Here is a 16,877-nt window from a genome sequence, read left to right as displayed (position 1 = left end):
TCCACTGCGGAGGCGGTACCGGACGGTCTCGAAAAAAGTTCTGCCTGATTCGCGTCATGAAGGCGGCGCAGCTTCGTCACTACGAGTGAACCCATCCCCACAGGGAAGTGGAAGTGATCGAAGTGAACGACAGCCATTCGATGCCGCTGATGGGAACACCAACAGGCGGCCGTCGCACGCCTTCGACCGGACGCCGGGTGCACTGATGCCCGCGGATCCGGAACAACGTCGCCGCGTACGAGTGTGGTTCGGGGACCACGTCGTCGCGGACTACCGGGCGGAGGCCGACGTGGCCGACCGCTATGCCGCCGCCATGTCACGCCGGTTCGCCGGCCTGAAGGTGACGAGTGAACCGATCCCCGACGCCGATCCCGGCGGGCGCGCGTTGCCGGGCGAACGGCTCTGGGAGGTCGCACCGAAATGACAGCTCGTCGCTTCCGGCTGATCCGCCATCATGACGTCTCCGGGGTGAGCGGTACGGGGCCTGTCGCCGAGGGCGTGCAGTTCACCGACGAGGCAGTCGCGCTGCGCTGGTACGGCGACTATCCGACCACCACCGTCTGGGACAGCATCGACTCGGTGATCGCGATCCACGGTCACCACGGTGCCACCGAGGTCGAGTGGCTGGACCCCGACCCGGGGCCGGATCCGGAGCTGCCCAAGCGCGCCGATCTGCCGCCCCAGCCCTGGCCGGCCCTGCAGCCGGCCCCCGAACCCCGGCCGGACGAGTTCGAGTCCGGCCGGCAGACCACGACCGGATCCGGCGCCGCGGACCTGGTCTGACCCGAACGGGCCGGCGCCGAACTCCCTCCGGCGCCGGCCCCGTTCAGCCCGTCAGCTCATCTCGGCGACCTCTCGCAGCTCCAGGTTGCGGAAGGTCGTCGGCCCGTCGCACAGCTCCATCATCCGGCTGGCGAACTCGGTGGTGTCGGCGCGCTCTGAGTTGGCCATCGCCTCCTCGTAGGAGGCGAACTCGACGATGTTGAAGTAGTGGCCCGGGTTGTCCCGGTCGGCACACGCCATCATCCGGACCGGCGAGGCGCCGTCATCGCTCTCCCGGTTCTTGCGGAACTCCTCACCGAGCGCACGGACCTCATCCGGTTTGGAGGTCTGGAACTCGATGATCTGAACGAAACCAGCCATGATTCCCCCTGGTGTCTAGGTACTCCTACTGCCGACAGTGCGCCTGCCCTGCGCGCCCCGCAAGTGGTGACGGACAGTTATGACGCGGCGGGGACGGTAGGCCACTGAGCGTGGCTGTCTGCCCTTGGCAGAGGGGGTGGGTTTTGTCCATGGCGCCTGCTTGGGTTGGGGATGTGGACATTCTGATTCTTGGCGGTACGGCGTTCCTCGGGCGCGAGCTCGCGAGGCAAGGGCTCGCGCGTGGGCATGCGGTGACGTGCCTGGCGCGGGGTGAGAGCGGCGGGGTCGCGGAGGGGGCGACGCTGGTCGTCGCGGATCGAGGGCGGCCGGACGCGTACGACGCAGTACGGGAGAAGGAGTGGGGCGCGGTCTTCGAGGTGTCGTGGCAACCCGGGTTCGTGCGGGAGGCGTTGGCTGCCCTGGACGCCAAGCACTGGACGTATGTGTCGTCGGGCAATGCGTATGCGGCGTTCGACGTACCGGGAGCGGATGAGTCGGCGCCCTTGCGGGAGGCAACCGATCAGGACGTGGTGGATCGGGAGCTGTACGGCGAGGCCAAGGTGGCTTGCGAGCTGGCGTCGGTCGAGGCGGTGGGGGATCGCCTGGTGATCGCGCGGGCGGGGCTGATCGGCGGGCCGGGGGATCTGAGCGATCGGGGCGGGGCGTGGGTCGCTCGGGCGGCACGTGCGCCGGAGGAGCCGCTGCTCGTGCCTGACACGCCTGACCTGGCGACGTCGGTGATCGACGTACGGGATCTGGCTTCTTGGCTGTTGGACAACGCTGAGCGCGGTACGACGGGGACCTTCGACACGGTGGGGCCGGTGGTGCCGTTCGGCGAGTGGATCTCGTTGGTACGCGAGGTAGGCGGACACACTGGGCCGGTGGTGCTCGCGCCGCAGACGTGGCTGGAGGAGCAGAAGGTCGAGCAATACATGGGCCCGGAGTCGATCGCGATGTGGATCACCGAGCCGGGGTACGAGGGCTGGTCGAACCGCAGCGGCGCCGCGGCAACCCAAGCGGGGTTGACGCATCGGCCGCGGAAGGACTTCCTGGTCGACACCCTGGCCTGGGAACGCGAGCTCGGCCTGGACCGCGAACGCAAGGCCGGCTTGAGCCCAGCTCGCGAGCGAGAGCTGATCGAAGGCGTGCAACAGTAGGTCTATGCGGTTGCTGCTGATCTCGGACACTCATCTACCGGTCCGCGCGAAGAAGCTGCCCGCCGCCGTCTGGGCGGCGGTCGACGAAGCGGACGTGGTGATCCACGCGGGCGACTGGGTCAACGTCGAGCTGCTCGATGAGCTGACCGAGCGCTCGAAACAGGTGATCGGCTGCTGGGGCAACAACGACGGACCGTTGCTCAGGGCAAGGTTGCCGGAGGTCGCCCGGGTGACGCTGGAGGGCCTGTCCGTGGCGGTCGTGCATGAGACAGGCCAAGCTAAAGGCCGCGAGGAGCGCTGCGAACGCGCCTACCCGGACGTGGACCTGCTCGTCTTCGGGCACAGCCATATCCCGTGGGACACCACGTCACCACGGGGCCTGCGCCTGCTCAACCCGGGATCGCCGACCGACCGTCGGAGTCAGCCGTACTGCACCTATCAGACGGCCATGATCGAGTCAGGCCGTCTGACAGACGTTGTACTGCACCAGCTTTAGGCGCTTGCGGCTTCTTTCACCCGGGTCTTGATACGGTCGCGGACCTCTTCAGGGGTGTAGGACTTGCGCTTGCGCTCGCCTCGCGCGATGACGACGCCAGTTGCGGCGACGCCGACGAGACCTGCCAGTCCTACGACCTTCCATGCCTTCATGTCACTAACCTAGCGACGTGGAGACACGGATAGCACTGGATGACGCTACGGAACTGACACGAACGGGTGACATTTGGCTGTTCCGCGGTGAGAGCGCGGCCGATCGGGCGATTCAGCTGACCACCAACAGCCCGGTGAACCACGTCGGGATGGCGGTCGTACTGGAGGACCTGCCACCGCTGATGTGGCACGCCGAGCTCGGCCGCTCGCTGCCCGACGTGTGGACCGGGCAGCATCAGCGCGGAGTACAGCTGCATGATCTGCGGGACGCGGTCCTCACATGGTCGCGCAAGTACGGGCAGCGCGCCTGGCTGCGGCAGCTCGAGTACCCGATCACCAGGGAGACCGAGGACGCCGTACTACGAACCGTCGCGCGCCTCGACGGTACGCCGTTCCCGTCGACGGCTCGGCTGGCATCACGATGGTTGCGCGGCCGGATCCCGCAGTTCCGCCAAGGCGAGCGAGACCTGAAGCTGGAGAGCGCTTACTGCGCCGAGGTCGTCGCCATGACGTACGAGGAGATGGGACTCCTCCCGTCCGGCAAGCGGATCAACTGGTACGACCCGGGCCGCTTCTGGAGTGGCGACGACCTCGACCTGATCGGCGGCGCGAAGCTGGGCGAGGAGATCGCCGTCGACATCCCGCCGGCCTAGTACTCACTCGGTATGGCGGGCGCGCATCCAGAGGATCACGTCGAGCGTGCGCAACGGCGTGATCATCGGGCTGAGCTCAGCCGACCGGTGCGCCTGCTCGAGATGATCGCGGACCTCGTCGGTCAGTGCCTCGCGCAACGAGATCCACCAGTTCGCGCCCTTGCCGAGGTCAACCAACTGGCTGACCTGGTGGTCGTAGATCGGGATCAGCCGCGGCCGCTTGCGCGCCAGGAGCTTGCTCGCCGTCACGCCGGACGTGCCGTGATCACCGCCGTTCCACGCCATCGCACGGAACTTCGTGAACAGCCGGTACGCCGCCGAGCGCGGGCTCAGGTCCGAGCGGTCGACGTCCCAGAGGTCCGCGTCGGCCGGGATCTGGGTCAGCAGCTCGTTGATCTCGGCGGAGTCCTCGCCGAGCAACCGTGCCGAGACCGTGATCGGGAGCCGGATACTGAGCGCGGACAAGGCGACGATGTCGTCCGCGGTGAGCCGGTCGCGATTGAGCTCCTGGTCGGCCGGCGAGCCGATCTGCTCGAACCAGCGGCCCGGGTAGCCGGTGTTCGGCGGGCCGTCCTCGAAGTACGCCCGCAGGTCCTCGACCGCTTCTCGGTCGGAGACGATGTGCAGCAGCCTGCTGGACAGGCTGGTGTCGATGGTGAGTTGCATGGGTCCCCCCGCGTGATAGCCGGCACGCGGCGCCTTCCGGCTTTCCCCCCGCGCTTCCATACGGCCTATCGAGTGGAATCGTTGCCGCGTTACATCTGATCCGCGCGATCTCCGGAAACTGTCGGTGGGCTGTGATTGGCTTGTCCCAGTTGGCAGTGACGTTGGTATGGACGTCGCAGTGACGTTGGCTGGGCCGCTGAAGGAGGCGCCGGGGATGTATGCCGTCATCGACACCGAGACCACCGGTCTGTCGCCCGGTCATCGGCACCGGGTGATCGAGATCGCCGTCGTCCAGCTCGACGCGCACGGGCGCTTCGAGCGGGAATGGGTGACGCTGCTGAATCCGCAGCGCGACCTGGGACCGCAACATATTCACGGGATCCTCACCGCCGACGTGCTGGCCGCGCCGGACTTCGCCCAGATCGCGGGCCGGCTCGCGTCGTTGCTGGCCGGGCGGATGGTGGTCGGGCACAACGTCGAGTTCGACCTGGGCTTCCTGCGGGCGGAGTTCGACCGAATCGGGTACCGCGTGCCGCTGATCACAGAGCGGTCGATGTGCACGATGGCGCTGGCCGGCTATCTGCATCCGGGCGCCAAACGGACATTGGGTGCTTGCTGCTCAGCGGCTGGGATCTCGATTGAGGGCTGGCACTCGGCGCTCGCGGACACCCGGGCGACGGCGCAGCTCTTCAGCCACTACCTGCGGTCCTTTCCGTCGCCTCCGCCGTGGCAATGGGCGTACGACGAGATCAGTCGGCTGCCCTGGCCTGCGCTGCCCGGTATGGATGGGGTCGCGACCGTACGACCGGTGCATGCGGGCGGTCGGCATGGCTGGATGAGTCGGCTGGTCGATCAGTTGCCGCGCGTTCCGGAGCCACCGCAAGCTGATTCGTACCTGGCTGTGCTCGACATGATCCTGGCCGATCGGGAGATCAACGAGGCCGAGGCGGATCAGCTGGTGCACGTGGCGACGGATCTCGGGCTGACGCGGTCAGAGGTGGACGAGTTGCATCGCGTCTACGTCACCGATCTGGCCGACGCGTTGTGGAGCGGGGGAGTGGTCAGCCTGGAGGAGCGGACGGACCTCGACCGGGTTGCGGTGATGCTCGGGCAACGCGCGGCGGATGTCGATGACGCCTTGCTCCGGGCTAGCGGCGGGCAGTACGACGTACCGGCTCGGCCTGGGGCACAAGGGTTTCCGCCTGGTAGCAGGTTGGTGTTCACCGGGGACATGGTCGAGCCGCGGGAGGTCTGGTGGGATCGGGCGGTGGCGGCTGGGTTCGTGCCGCAGGAGGCAGTGCGGCCGGATACGACCTTCGTGGTTGCGGCTGACGTGGACAGCCTCTCGGTGAAGGCGCGAGCGGCGCGCGGATTCGGCGTACCGATCGTCGCGGTGGAGGACTTCGTCCGGATGCTGCCGGACCGCGGGCAACGGAAGGCGGGCTGACGACGGTCGCCGCTGGGGCCTGGTCGCGTCGGTAGGGTGCGGGGCGTGGACATCGCGGAGCTGGGACAGCGGATCTATCAGGCGTCGCATCTGACCGGGGAGTTCGTGCTGCGGTCGGGGATCACGGCGACCGAGTACTTCGACAAGTACCGGTTCGAGGCGGACCCGGTGTTGCTGGACGCGATCGCCGAGGCGCTGGTGCCGCTGGTGCCGGCCGGGACCGAGGTGCTCGCCGGGCTCGAGATGGGCGGGATCCCGGTCGTGACGGCGCTCGGCCGCCATAGCGGGCTGCCGTGTGCCTTCGTCCGCAAGGAGGCCAAGCCCTACGGAACCTGCCGCCTCGCCGAGGGCGCCGAGATCGCCGGCCGCCAGGTCCTCGTGGTCGAGGACGTTGTCACCAAGGGCGGTCAGATCGTTGCGTCCACCCAGGAGCTGCGTGCGCTTGGTGCTCAGATCTCCCGGGCCTTGTGCGTGATCGACCGCCAATTGGGTGGCGCCGAAACGCTGGCCGCGGACGGCATCGAGCTGACTTCCCTGCTGACCGCGGCGGATTTCCTTTCTTAACCCGGGAAATCTGTAATCGCGCGATCACGGTGCGTGCTGTGAGGTATTGACATCGTTGTATCGGGACGGCCATGGTGGTGAAGCAATCTCGCCGCGACCGCCCCCACTGCATGCGGAGAAGATATGCCCAAGCTGATCGCCGTAATGCTGACGCTTGCCCTTTTCCTGGGAATACCAGCACCCGTTTCCCAGGCCGCCGGCGTCGCCACCGTCCATACCGTGACGTTCGTGAACCAGTCCGGCCAGACGCTCTGGATCGGGTCCTCGGTCAACGCGGACAACTCGGTCAACTTCGCCGGGCTGCCCACGCTGACCAACGGGCAGTCCGCGACGATCACCATCCCGGAAGGCTCCTGGCCCAACCACTGGCGCGGCAAGTTCTTCGGCCGGCAAGGCTGTACGGGCCAGTCCGGATCCACCTTCAAGTGCGCCGTCGGCGACTGCGGTCCGTTCGCTGACCGGTGCAGTCTCGGCGAGCAGCCGACCAGCCTGGCCGAGTTCAACTTCGACCAGGCCGACGGGCTCGCGCCCTGGTACAACGTCAGCTACGTCAACGCCTTCGCGCTGCCGATCACCATCCGGGCCAACAATCCACAGGCTCCGCCAGGCTCACCCGAGTGCGAGACGATGGGCTTCCCGGAGAACCTGTTGCCGTACTGCCCGCAGGCCAACAAACGCGTCGGTACGAACGGCGTCACGCCGTATTGCCTGAATCTCAACCGCGACGCGCGCACCCCATACAGCGACGCGCTGAGCTCGCATTGCCCCAAGGCCTATGCCTGGTCGAAGCAGGATGCCGAGCAAGGCAACCAAACCGTCCGACAATGCCGCAATTGCACCGGATTCACCGTGACTTTCCATGCCGTCTGAACTCAGCCCGCTTCGCGAAGATGACAGGAGCTGTTCATGAGAATGCCGACCAGACTGGCCGTCCTGGCCAGTGCCATTGTGCTTCCGCTGACTTTTGCGCAAACCGCCTACGCCATTCCTTTCGACCAGCCGATCCAGGGCAATGCGACCTACTACAACGACGCCGGGTACGGTGCCTGCGGTACCCAGATCAATGCCGCGACCGAATTGCTGGTGGCCGTCTCGTCCACGTACTGGACGACGGCGAACCCCAACAACGATCCGTTGTGCACGGGTGTCTCCGTCGAGGTCACCTACAACGGCAAGACGATCCGGGTCCCGGTCCGCGACAAGTGCCCGAGCTGCGGCGCCGGCCACATCGACCTGAGCGAGCCGGCCTTCCGCCAACTCGCTGATCCGAACCTCGGCAACATCCCGCTGACCTGGAAGTTCGTCAGGTCCTAGGCCCGCTTGGTTCCCACGATGCAGCGCGCCAGGCCCGGTACGCGGGTTTTGGCGCCCTGCTCGAAGGCGGTGACGTTCGCGATCGCGTGGGTGCGGATTCGCTCCCGCGCCTTGTCGTCGACCTGTTGCAGAGCGGCAACGGCGAGGGAGACATGTTCGCTGATCATCTCCCAGTACTGCTCGGGTGAATCCGTCACGAGTTCGAGCGGGACATCCCACTCGGCGATGTCGAGCAGCCCTGCGTCGGCGTACAGGGCAGAGACGTAGCCCGGGGCGGCGCAGCGGAACATGGTCGGTCCGTCCGGCGCCGGTGGCGGCAGCTCCACCTCGGTCGTGATCGCTTGCATGGCGATCGAGGTCCAGGGGTTGTCGTCCGGGCTGACCCAGACCGACGCGGCCAGACGGCCGCCTGGCTTGAGTACGCGGGCGAACTCGGCCGTCGCCTTGGCCATGTCGGGGAAGAACATGTACCCGAACCGCACGGAGACGCTGTCGAAGCTGGCGTCGTCGAACGGCAGCTCGTCGGCGCTGCACACCTTCGTCTCGATGTTGCTGACGCCCTGGGCTGCGGCTCGGCGCGCGGCGACGTCAAGCATCTCCGCAGCGAGGTCGGTCAGTACGACGCGTCCCTTCGGCGCCAGCCGCGCGATGCTCAGACCCGGCTCACCTGTGCCCGAGGCGATGTCGAGATGCTGCTGATCCGCGGCGATGTCCAGTCGCTCGATCATCGCCGTACCGGCCGGACCGAGCTGGTCCATGATGATCGAGTCCCACTTCTCCCAGCCGGTGGAGAGCCTGGCCCAGGCTGCCCGCTGACCGTCCCGGATCTGCTCGGGACTCGGCATCGGTACTACGCCTCGGCCTCGTCAGAGTTCGCGTGTTCGATCTCGAAGCGCAGCGTCTTGCCCTGGCGGATCCGCTCGACGGCGGCGAGGCAGGCTTCCTCGCTCATGTGGACGCCGATCTCACCGAGCTTGTTGCGCAGGACCAGGGCCGCGTCCTCGGCCGACCGCGAGCTGGACTCGTTGATCGCCTCGATCGTCGTGGTGGTGAGCTTCTCGCGGATGTCCGGGTGGACCTCGTGGATCTCGTGGGTGATTCTGAACTCCGACATCGCGACCTCTCCCTGTGGCGGCCTGCCCATGACCTGCTGTCCAGCGTATGCCCCGTGCTGAGGAGCTTAGTGCCCCGAATCCGCCAACTGATGCAGCAGCCGGAAGCCAGTTTTCCGCGTTGCTCGACTGTGCGGATGCGCCCCGGTCGGTTCAGATCAGCCGGCCAGGGCGTTTTTAGTTGCCTCTAGCAACCATCCAGGTAGCCCTCGGTGCGGGCGGGGTCGTGGTTGCGGAGGTCGGCGCCGAAGTCGACGTGGGCCTTCAGGCGGAGCAGCAGGGATACCCAGGTGCTGGGGTCAGCCTCGCCTTCGTGAGTGAAGGTGAGGTCGGTGCCGCGGCTCTCGTCCGGGCTCAGGGTGAAGGAGATGCGCTCACCGAAGAGGCGGATGACGTACAGCCGCTCGCGAACGGCGCGCTCGATCGGTGCGTCGTCGGTACGGTCGCCGGGCAGGACGAAATGGATCACCCCGTCGGACTCCTTGGCCGACTCCGCCCAGAATCGCGACCGGCCCAGCGGCGTACTGATCGCCCGGTAGACCTCGCTCGGGGCCGACTTGAAGTGCACCTTCCACTGCGTCGAACTCACTGGACCTCCTGATCGGCCGACGGGTCTCGGCTGCCTGCCGATTCTCCGCTACGAACCGGTCAGTGAGTCGGGTTGACGAATCAACCCGATACTGCCAGTGTTGATATGCAAACTTGAACTATCTATTTGGAGGCGGACTGCATGTCCACTGACTATTCCGAGCTCACCGGCGACTACACCATCGACACCGCGCACAGCCGGCTGGGCTTCGTCGCCCGGCACGCGATGGTCGCCAAGGTCCGGGGTAACTTCGACGAGTTCACGGGCTCGGTGCACGTCGACGGCGACAAGCCGGAGAACTCGACCGCTCAGGTCACCATCCAGGCCAAGAGCATCGACACCCGCAACTCCCAGCGCGACGAGCACCTGCGCAGCAACGACTTCCTCGACATGGACAACCATCCGGAGATCACCTTCGTCTCCACCGCGGTCGCGCCGGCCGGCGACGACGCCTTCACGGTGACCGGTGACCTGACCATCCGGGGCGTGACGAAGTCCGTCGACATCGACTTCGAGTACAACGGCCGCGCGGTCGACCCTTACGGCAACGTCCGGCTCGGTTTCGAGGGCAAGGTCGTGCTGAACCGCAAGGACTTCGGGGTCAGCTGGAACGCGGTGATCGAGGGCGGCGGCGTGATGGTCAGCGAGAAGGTCACCCTCGAGATCGAGGTCTCGGCGATCAAGAACGCCTGATCCGCGGCGCCGTCAGCCGGCCGGACACCCTCACTCCTGCCGGTTCGTCGCAATGCTGTCACAATCATCGGCGGACCCCGCCTGGGCGTGGTTGGCCCATTCGGGGCCGGGGACACTCTTCTTGAGTGTCATCCAGGTCCAGGGGGTCCGCCGATGATCGACACACCGTTCTACCGTTGGCTCAGGCCCCTGTTCGGGCGCCGGCGTCGAGGTCTGCGTGAGCCGGAGGAGTTCCGGCCGCGCGGTACCAGTTCCAAGGTCAGCAGGTTGTCCGCCCGGTACGACGCCGAGGTGGATGCCGCCCTCGAACGGCTCTGGCCGAAGGCGCGGGTCTATCACGATCGCGAGTTCACCCGCGATCGCGCCGACTTCCTGCTGGTGGTCCGCGGCCGGGGCGTGATGATCGAGACGAAGGTGAAGAGCGATCCGGGACTCTTCCGGGGCTCCACCCTGCCGCCGCTGCTCGACCGGTTGCAACGAGACGGCCGGCGGCTCGTAGTACTCCTGAATCAAGGCGATCCCACTCCGGCCCAGGAACTGGTCGCCGCCAAGCTCGGCGACAAGGCTCGCGTCCTCGTCTGGTCGGGCCCATCCGACGATGACGCCCTCTATGAGGCTGTCGAATCACTCCTCAAACAAGCCACCCGCCACGCCTGACCCGGGCGGCTTCGCAAACAGACAGCGCGGAGGGCAGGTAGCTGCTCTCCGCGCTGTGAGTTGGCTCCGGACCGCGAGGTGTGCCCAGGAAGGCAGCGGACCGAAGACGTCTTCGGGGTAGTACGAGTGGTAACTGACGCCGGCGCTGCTCATCCGGCGCGATAGCTGGTGTTGAAGATGTCTGCCCGCGGTACTGCCTGCGTTTGCTCGGGTCGTTGGCTGCTGCTGATGACCCTTGCTCGTGGAGTCAGCAGGCTTGCGGCGTGGTGCTGCCGCCGTCGACGACCCAGCGGCCTTGGATGAGTTCGACGCGCATCTGGTCGAGCCAGCGCGTCGGAGTGCTGGCCGGAAGGACGCTCTTGCCTTTGCTGTCGACCGTTCGAGCTTGCTTGGTGTCGTAGCAGGCGCGGACGATCACGCCGTCGGAGAGCAGGACGCGCTTGGCCCACAGCACCTTGGTGACGCCGGTGTTGTGCATTCGCTTGGCGCGGAAGTACTTCGCCTGCTGGCCGATCGCGGTGAACATCGACGGCGTCATCACCGGCGCGAGTTGCTGGGTGGACCGGCCGCCGCTGCGCATCATCACGTCGAACGCGACGCGGTAGTCGTAGTACGCGTTGACCACCGGGTCGGTCGAGGCGGGCGCTTCGGCAGCCGGCTGCATGCCGTTGGCCACCGCGTCGGCGACGCCGGATTTGGCGGCCTTGTGGGCGCCGGGTGACGACGCTGCCAGCTCGGTGGGGTCGTCGTTGCCGCAGCCCGCGAGCATCAGGACCGGGATCAGCGTGGCGGTCACCGCCAGGTTCCGAATGCGCATGTTGTTCGAACCTCCTGTCGGCGCGGCGCTGCCGCTCGCACCCTCCGGCACTGACCGTGTAACGCTGAGACACGGACCGTGGTCACTGTGACCTAGATCACAGTCGACCCGATACCGGGGTAGGGGGAGCGGTTTGGCTCCGTGGCCGGATGTTTCCGGGCCCGCTGATTTCTAGGCTCGATCTCAGTTACTGAGACCGAGGAGCTGCCATGACGGACACCGCCCGACCCACCGCACCAACCACAGATGAACCGGAATCCGGTCGCCCACCCTTGACAACCCCACCAACCACCCCGCCCCCGAGCCCCTCGACCACGGGCCGCGCGAGCGCGAGTCGCTCGACCACCAGCCCCGCGACCACCAGCCGCTCGACAGCGAGCCACGCGGTCACCAGCCCCGCGACTGCGAGCTCCGCGAGTGGGAGCCGTACGACCGCCAGCCGCGCGAGCGTGAGTCGTTCGATCGTGAGTCGGTTGATCCGTTCGATCGGGTACGACCTTGGGCTCGTGCCGGTGAGCCTGCTGGCGATCGTCTGGTCGCTCGGTGGCGGGGCTGACGCGGTTCACCAGATCTGGCGAAAGCTCGCCGGCTTCCAGGGGTCCGCGGAGCCGATCAGATTGCGTCGGCCAGGAGTTGCCGGCTCCGTCCTGAACGCACTGGTGAGCCTGGTGCTCGGCCTGCTCAGCTGGTTTCTGCTGATGATGCTGGTGATCGCAGTCGTCCGCGGACCGTTCTTCGGCTTCGTCGAGGACGGTCCCTTCGGTCCGGACACGTGGGGCGGCCCCACCAAGGCCGGCGCTTGGGCAGTACACGCCGCCGTCGCCGTCCCGATCATCATCTTGATCCCCTTCGTGCTCCGCGGCCTGGCCCTCCTCCAAGCAGCCTCGATCCGCCGCCTCTACGGCTCCGCCACCTCCCGATTGGTGCTCCCGGCAACGATCCTGCTGGCCATCGCCGGCGCCGCCTTCTTCTACTCCTGGACCCAGCAGATCTGACTACTCCTGGACGTAGCAGGTTGGAGCCGGCGACTTGCGGTCGCGTCAACGGGCTGCCCGAGCGTCCTGCTTGAGGTATCGCTTGGCCAGTGGCGGGTTATCTGACCACTGGCCTGCTGCTTCACGTCAGCGGTTGAACAACCCGCCAGCCGACCCCGAGTCGCTTGCGGGGACCTCGAACTGCTGCCGGGTCACCACCTGGCAACCCTCGGCCCACCTATCGGGGAGGGTTTTCGCGGAGTCCGTGGAGCCAAATCGCCCGTTCCGGGGGTAAAAGCCTCCCAGCGTGCCCACTCCCGAAGTACTTGCCGCCCCACCGACCTTGCCGCAAGCAGCAGCAGTGAAACCGTGCAACCAGCAGGCACCGGAAACACCGTTTGGCGATACATCCATAAGCAGACGCTGGGCTCGGCAGGATGTGAGCCGGCCTGGGAGTCGGCAGGTTGAGCAGGCGTTGGACGTAGCAGGTGAAGCCGGCGGTGGAGTTGGTGGTTCTGACCGGGCGCGGGATGCAGCAGGTTTGAGTCGGCGCGTGGAGGAATGCAGATCCGGATCGTGATTAAGGTCGTGGGATGAGCTCGAGGTGGCCGGTAGGGCGAGGTGGGATCTGGGCGTCGGTCGGGGTCGGCGCGTTGCTGCTGGTGACGACCGCTGACCTCGGGCAGCACTATCAGTTGCCGATCGGGGCCGCGTTCGCGCTCGGGGTGATGCGAGCGCTGGCGCTGGCCCTGGTGTGGTTGCGGCCGCAGTGGGCGTTGCCGGTTTCGTTGGCCACGTCGGTGCTGACCGCAATCGTCTGCGTACCGGTATCCCTCGACGAGGCGTGGCCCTGGCCAGTATCCGGAGTCTTCGGCCACTCACTGGTACTGGCCTTCGCCGGCGCACGAGGCGCCACTGCCCTGACGACCAGCGCTCGAGGCGCCACCGACCTGACGTCCGGTGCTCGAGGCGCCGCTGGCGCTGACCTGACCGGTGCGCGAGGTGCCGTTGACCTGACCGGTGTGCGAGGTGCCACTGAGCTGACGGTCGGGGGTGGCCGGGGCTCGACGCGCTGGGCGTCAGCGCGCTGGGTCTCGTCGCGCTGGGGGTTGGCTGGGTGGTGGGTGGTTACGCAGTTGGTTGGTGTGGTGGGGATGGCTTTGGCGCCGGAGCGGGGGTCGTGGGCGGGGCTGCTGACGATGGCTGTGTTGTCGGCGGTGGCTGTGGTGGTGGCGTACTTGGTGAGGTCGCGCGCGGTCGCGCGGCAGCAGTTGGTGGAGCAGGAGGAGATCAGCGCGGCTGAGCGGGGGCAACGGGCTCGGTTGCAGGAGCGGGCTCGGATCGCCCGCGAACTGCATGATGTCGTTGCCCATCATTTGTCGGTGGTCGTGGTTCGCGCGGACAGCGCGCCGCATCGATTGAACGGGTTGGCGGATGACGCGCGGGACGAGTTCGCCGGAATCGCCGAGGATGCCCGGTCTTCGCTGACGGAGATGAGGCGGGTACTTCGCTTGCTGCGAGAGGACCCAGGCAGCGAACGAGCAAGCGCCGAGCTAGGCCCGCAACCAGGCCTGGCCGACTTGCCAGAACTGGTCGCCGCAACACAGCGCGCCGGCGCCGACGTGCGGTTGGAGCTAGACACTTCGCTGAGCGAGCGTGGATCGCGCCGAGGCGCAGCGAGTGGTCACGGTGCCCTCAGGCAGGGTGCCGGTGAAGGCGGGGTGCTTGGGCAAGGCGCCGGTGCAGACGGAGTGCTCGGGCAGGGCACGGGTGCCGACGGGGTGCTGGCGCAGGGCGCTGGTGAGGGCGGTGTGGTCGGGCAGGGCGCAGGTGCAGACGATGCGGTCGGGCGGGGCGCTGGTGAGGGCGGGGTGCTCGGGCAGAGCGCCGGTGAGGACGAGGTGCTTGGGCGGGGCGTGGGTGAGGGCGGTGTGGTCGGGCGGGGTGCCGGTGAAGGAGGTGCGGGGGAACGTGGTGTGGTTGGGCGGGGGGTGGATCCTGCGGTGGAGTTGACGGCGTATCGGGTGGTGCAGGAGGCGGTTAGTAATGCGGTGCGGCATGCGCCGGGAGGGGTTGTGGACGTGAGCGTTCGACGGGTCGGTGGGGAGTTGATCGTGAGCGTGGTGAATGGACCGATGGCTGGCGGTGTGGGGGCGGCGGTGGCTAGCGGTCGGGGGACGGTCGCGTCGGGGAGTGGGCACGGGCTGGTGGGGATGCGTGAACGGGTTGGCCTGTTGGACGGTCGCGTGCACGCGGCACCGACCGCGGACGGCGGATATCAGGTAGAAGTCGCGCTCCCGCTGGGCGAGCAGTCCGCCGAAGAACGGACGGATGGGGAGGGCGTGGGGTGATGGTTTCTGTGGTGGTTGTGGATGATCAGGCTGTGGTGCGGGGTGGGTTCGCTGCGTTGTTGGGGGCGCAGGACGGGGTGGAGGTCGTGGGGGAAGCAGGGGATGGGGCGGAAGCCGTGGAGGTGGTGGGGCGGGTTCGGCCGGATGTGGTGTTGATGGATGTGCGGATGCCGGTGATGGACGGGCTCGAGGCGACTCGGCGGATTCTTGACGGGGTGGCGCCGGGGGAGCCGCCGCGGGTGATCATGTTGACGACCTTTGATCTTGATGAGTATGTGTATGAGGCGTTGCGGGCGGGGGCCAGTGGGTTTCTGTTGAAGCATTCTTCGCCTGATGAGCTGGCGGCGGCGGTCCGGATTGTGGCGGCTGGGGATGCGTTGCTGGCTCCGTCGATCACTCGGCGGTTGGTCGAAGACTTTGTGAAGGTGCGGCCGGTGTTGCCTGTGGCGGCGGCTGAGTTGACGCCTCGGGAGACGGATGTACTGCGGCTGGTGGCGCGTGGACAGTCGAATCGGGAGATCGCGGCGACCCTGGTGCTTGCCGAGCAGACCGTGAAGACTCACGTGAGCCGGATTCTCACCAAGCTGAATCTGCGGGATCATGCCCAGGCAGTCGTCTACGCCTACGAAGCCGGCGTGGTCGCCCCAGGGCCTCGTCGCTAAGAGCCAGGGCCGGGCCGCTGAGAGCCGGGGTTCGGCCGCTGAGAGTAGGACAGGGACAGGAGACGGGAATGGACGCGCTGGATCGATTGCGGGGACTGTGCCTGGCTCTGCCGGAGACGACGGAGCGGCTGAGTCATGGTGAGCCGACGTGGTTTGTCCGGGATAAGAAGACGTTCGTGATGTTCGCTGATCAGCACCACGACGACCGAACTGGATTCTGGTGCGCAGCCCCTGAAGGCAGTCAAGAATCGCTGATCGCCAGCGACCCGGACCATTTCTTCCGTCCGCCGTACGTCGGGCACCGCGGCTGGCTCGGTGTCTACCTCGACGTTCCTGCCGTCGACTGGCTGCAGCTCGGCGAGCTCGTCGAGGACGCTTATCGCCAGGTCGCCCCCAAGTCACTGGTAGCTCGACTCGATCAGGCCGGCAGCTAGCGCACGGCTGGACGGTGCGCTGGAGGACGGGCTCGAGGTCCAGGCTTCCTCGGCGTCATGGCGGCACGGCATGGAGGTTCGGTACGTCGCGGCTGACAACAGCAAGATGGTCAGCTCGCTGAGGCTGACGCCGAGGTTGTTCGCGTCCCGACGCAGAGCCGCCACCAGAGGGCCGGGCAGGTCGTCGAGCACGATCCGCTGCCCACTAGATGCAAACCCGGGCGAGGCGGGGTAGGGCGGCTCGGCCGGGTTGGTTGGGGTGGGGCGCCAGGTCGGGGGCCAGTGTTCGCGGCCTAGTTGGAGTACTTCGTCGAGGGGTGGGAGGGGATCTAGGAGGAGGTCTGGGATCTCGGTCAGGACGCGGAGGATGAGGGTGGCCAGGGTGTTTCGGGTTTGCCATTCGCCGAGGGCGTCGGTGGATCTCAGGTGGCGCTTGAGGACTACCCGGAGGCGGTCGGTTGATGGGCTTGAGAGGGGAGGCTCGTCGGGGACCGGCTCGACCCAGAGGCGGCCGTTTCGGAGGCGGAAGGCTAGGAGGGAATCGGCGGGGACGTCGGGGAGCCAGTCGGGTGGGCCGCACCAGCCGCCGAACTCGCCGATGGACGCTGTGACTGCATCGCCTGAGGAGAGTGCCAAGGAACCGTCATGGACTAGTAGCAGGTCGAGTGGTGCCAGCTCGGGGCCGGCGAAGAGGACTTGCCGGCCCTTGGTTGCATAGCGCACCCGATGGGTGAGAGCAGCGCCGTCCAGCATTCGCCGGACACTGTCGAAGCGTCCGTCGGGCAGTTGCACCATCACGGGCGACTGCCGCAGCGCAGCACGGACGGCGGCTGCCGGATTGCCCGATTTGGTCAGGCCGGCCGCCGCCACGGCTGGCGCCAGGTCGTCGGGGGAGAGTGGGCCTGAGGAGTTGATCTGGTCTGCGCAGTGGATGACGATTCGTTTGCTCATGCCAGGGAAGGTACGAGTTCCGAGCGCCCGATTCGCCCTTATCCA

General features: G+C 67.1%; 23 protein-coding genes. 15 read left to right on the top strand and 8 right to left on the bottom strand.

Features of this window, described 5'->3' with window-relative positions; translation table 11 throughout:
• Window positions 1–205 precede the first annotated feature (205 nt).
• Complete coding sequence (locus OHA70_RS36665) at window positions 206–424, top strand: hypothetical protein (RefSeq protein WP_328325894.1); 219 nt, start codon at window positions 206–208, stop codon at window positions 422–424.
• Window positions 421–783 (top strand): hypothetical protein, encoded by a 363-nt coding sequence (locus tag OHA70_RS36660; protein ID WP_328325892.1) that lies wholly within the window; start codon window positions 421–423, stop codon window positions 781–783. Before OHA70_RS36665 ends, OHA70_RS36660 begins: the two co-directional genes overlap by 4 nt.
• Window positions 784–834: 51 nt before the next feature.
• Here the strand turns inward: OHA70_RS36660 and OHA70_RS36655 are convergent, their stop codons facing one another.
• Window positions 835–1,143, bottom strand: a complete 309-nt coding sequence (locus OHA70_RS36655) for a hypothetical protein (RefSeq protein WP_328325890.1) — start codon at window positions 1,141–1,143, stop codon at window positions 835–837.
• Between the two features lie 173 nt (window positions 1,144–1,316).
• Between OHA70_RS36655 and OHA70_RS36650 the strand changes: the two genes are divergently transcribed.
• Window positions 1,317–2,300 (top strand): oxidoreductase, encoded by a 984-nt coding sequence (locus OHA70_RS36650; protein WP_328325888.1) that lies wholly within the window; start codon window positions 1,317–1,319, stop codon window positions 2,298–2,300.
• 4 nt (window positions 2,301–2,304) lie between these two features.
• Window positions 2,305–2,796: a metallophosphoesterase family protein gene (locus OHA70_RS36645; protein WP_328325886.1), complete on the top strand. Its 492-nt coding sequence runs from the start codon at window positions 2,305–2,307 to the stop codon at window positions 2,794–2,796.
• Here OHA70_RS36645 and OHA70_RS36640 read toward each other — a convergent pair.
• A complete protein-coding gene (locus OHA70_RS36640; protein WP_328325882.1) occupies window positions 2,793–2,948 on the bottom strand; it encodes a hypothetical protein in 156 nt (51 codons plus the stop codon). The genes OHA70_RS36645 and OHA70_RS36640 overlap by 4 nt on opposite strands.
• A gap of 17 nt (window positions 2,949–2,965) precedes the next feature.
• Between OHA70_RS36640 and OHA70_RS36635 the strand changes: the two genes are divergently transcribed.
• Window positions 2,966–3,601, top strand: coding sequence for a hypothetical protein (locus OHA70_RS36635; RefSeq protein WP_328325880.1), 636 nt, complete (start codon window positions 2,966–2,968; stop codon window positions 3,599–3,601).
• A 3-nt stretch (window positions 3,602–3,604) separates the two neighbouring features.
• On the opposite strand, the gene OHA70_RS36630 is transcribed toward OHA70_RS36635, so the two are convergent.
• Window positions 3,605–4,267 carry a DUF6308 family protein gene (locus tag OHA70_RS36630; protein WP_328325878.1) on the bottom strand — a complete coding sequence of 221 codons (663 nt, stop codon included), beginning with the start codon at window positions 4,265–4,267 and terminating at the stop codon, window positions 3,605–3,607.
• A 166-nt stretch (window positions 4,268–4,433) separates the two neighbouring features.
• On the opposite strand from OHA70_RS36630, the gene OHA70_RS36625 reads away from it, so the two are divergent.
• The 4 genes from OHA70_RS36625 (at window position 4,434) to OHA70_RS36610 (ending at window position 7,592) form a co-directional block, all read left to right on the top strand.
• The gene (locus OHA70_RS36625; protein WP_328325876.1) at window positions 4,434–5,714 is read left to right on the top strand and encodes an exonuclease domain-containing protein; all 1,281 of its coding nucleotides are present in this window, start codon (window positions 4,434–4,436) and stop codon (window positions 5,712–5,714) included.
• 45 nt (window positions 5,715–5,759) lie between these two features.
• Window positions 5,760–6,278, top strand: coding sequence for an orotate phosphoribosyltransferase (gene pyrE / locus OHA70_RS36620; protein WP_328325874.1), 519 nt, complete (start codon window positions 5,760–5,762; stop codon window positions 6,276–6,278).
• A gap of 123 nt (window positions 6,279–6,401) precedes the next feature.
• A complete protein-coding gene (locus OHA70_RS36615; RefSeq protein WP_328325872.1) occupies window positions 6,402–7,148 on the top strand; it encodes a thaumatin family protein in 747 nt (248 codons plus the stop codon).
• A 36-nt stretch (window positions 7,149–7,184) separates the two neighbouring features.
• Window positions 7,185–7,592 (top strand): cysteine/serine endopeptidase inhibitor, encoded by a 408-nt coding sequence (locus tag OHA70_RS36610; protein WP_328325870.1) that lies wholly within the window; start codon window positions 7,185–7,187, stop codon window positions 7,590–7,592.
• On the opposite strand, the gene OHA70_RS36605 is transcribed toward OHA70_RS36610, so the two are convergent.
• The 3 genes from OHA70_RS36605 to OHA70_RS36595 all read right to left on the bottom strand — a co-directional run bounded on the left by OHA70_RS36605 (window position 7,589) and on the right by OHA70_RS36595 (window position 9,293).
• Window positions 7,589–8,437, bottom strand: coding sequence for a class I SAM-dependent methyltransferase (locus OHA70_RS36605; RefSeq protein WP_328325868.1), 849 nt, complete (start codon window positions 8,435–8,437; stop codon window positions 7,589–7,591). The genes OHA70_RS36610 and OHA70_RS36605 overlap by 4 nt on opposite strands.
• 5 nt (window positions 8,438–8,442) lie before the next feature.
• Window positions 8,443–8,706: a hypothetical protein gene (locus OHA70_RS36600; RefSeq protein ID WP_328325866.1), complete on the bottom strand. Its 264-nt coding sequence runs from the start codon at window positions 8,704–8,706 to the stop codon at window positions 8,443–8,445.
• A 185-nt stretch (window positions 8,707–8,891) separates the two neighbouring features.
• Window positions 8,892–9,293 (bottom strand): hypothetical protein, encoded by a 402-nt coding sequence (locus OHA70_RS36595; protein WP_328325864.1) that lies wholly within the window; start codon window positions 9,291–9,293, stop codon window positions 8,892–8,894.
• A gap of 141 nt (window positions 9,294–9,434) precedes the next feature.
• On the opposite strand from OHA70_RS36595, the gene OHA70_RS36590 reads away from it, so the two are divergent.
• A complete protein-coding gene (locus OHA70_RS36590) occupies window positions 9,435–9,986 on the top strand; it encodes a YceI family protein (protein ID WP_328325862.1) in 552 nt (183 codons plus the stop codon).
• A 153-nt stretch (window positions 9,987–10,139) separates the two neighbouring features.
• Complete coding sequence (locus tag OHA70_RS36585; protein WP_328325860.1) at window positions 10,140–10,643, top strand: hypothetical protein; 504 nt, start codon at window positions 10,140–10,142, stop codon at window positions 10,641–10,643.
• A gap of 247 nt (window positions 10,644–10,890) precedes the next feature.
• On the opposite strand, the gene OHA70_RS36580 is transcribed toward OHA70_RS36585, so the two are convergent.
• The gene (locus OHA70_RS36580; protein ID WP_328325858.1) at window positions 10,891–11,460 is read right to left on the bottom strand and encodes a hypothetical protein; all 570 of its coding nucleotides are present in this window, start codon (window positions 11,458–11,460) and stop codon (window positions 10,891–10,893) included.
• Between the two features lie 473 nt (window positions 11,461–11,933).
• On the opposite strand from OHA70_RS36580, the gene OHA70_RS36575 reads away from it, so the two are divergent.
• The 4 genes from OHA70_RS36575 to OHA70_RS36560 all read left to right on the top strand — a co-directional run bounded on the left by OHA70_RS36575 (window position 11,934) and on the right by OHA70_RS36560 (window position 15,881).
• Window positions 11,934–12,455, top strand: a complete 522-nt coding sequence (locus OHA70_RS36575) for a hypothetical protein (protein WP_328325856.1) — start codon at window positions 11,934–11,936, stop codon at window positions 12,453–12,455.
• Window positions 12,456–13,027: 572 nt separating this feature from the next.
• A complete protein-coding gene (locus OHA70_RS36570) occupies window positions 13,028–14,785 on the top strand; it encodes a histidine kinase (RefSeq protein WP_328325854.1) in 1,758 nt (585 codons plus the stop codon).
• Window positions 14,785–15,447: a response regulator transcription factor gene (locus OHA70_RS36565; RefSeq protein WP_328335286.1), complete on the top strand. Its 663-nt coding sequence runs from the start codon at window positions 14,785–14,787 to the stop codon at window positions 15,445–15,447. Before OHA70_RS36570 ends, OHA70_RS36565 begins: the two co-directional genes overlap by 1 nt.
• A 68-nt stretch (window positions 15,448–15,515) precedes the next feature.
• Window positions 15,516–15,881 carry an MmcQ/YjbR family DNA-binding protein gene (locus OHA70_RS36560; protein ID WP_328325852.1) on the top strand — a complete coding sequence of 122 codons (366 nt, stop codon included), beginning with the start codon at window positions 15,516–15,518 and terminating at the stop codon, window positions 15,879–15,881.
• On the opposite strand, the gene OHA70_RS36555 is transcribed toward OHA70_RS36560, so the two are convergent.
• On the bottom strand, window positions 15,846–16,832 hold the full coding sequence (locus tag OHA70_RS36555) for a hypothetical protein (protein WP_328325850.1): 987 nt from the start codon (window positions 16,830–16,832) through the stop codon (window positions 15,846–15,848). The two genes, OHA70_RS36560 and OHA70_RS36555, sit on opposite strands and share 36 nt — an antisense overlap.
• Window positions 16,833–16,877 lie beyond the last annotated feature (45 nt).

It is taken from the genome of Kribbella sp. NBC_00382 (assembly GCF_036067295.1).
Lineage (GTDB): Bacteria > Actinomycetota > Actinomycetes > Propionibacteriales > Kribbellaceae > Kribbella.
The sequence above is the reverse complement of the archived record's forward strand: the minus strand, read 5'-3'. Positions and strand labels throughout refer to the sequence as shown.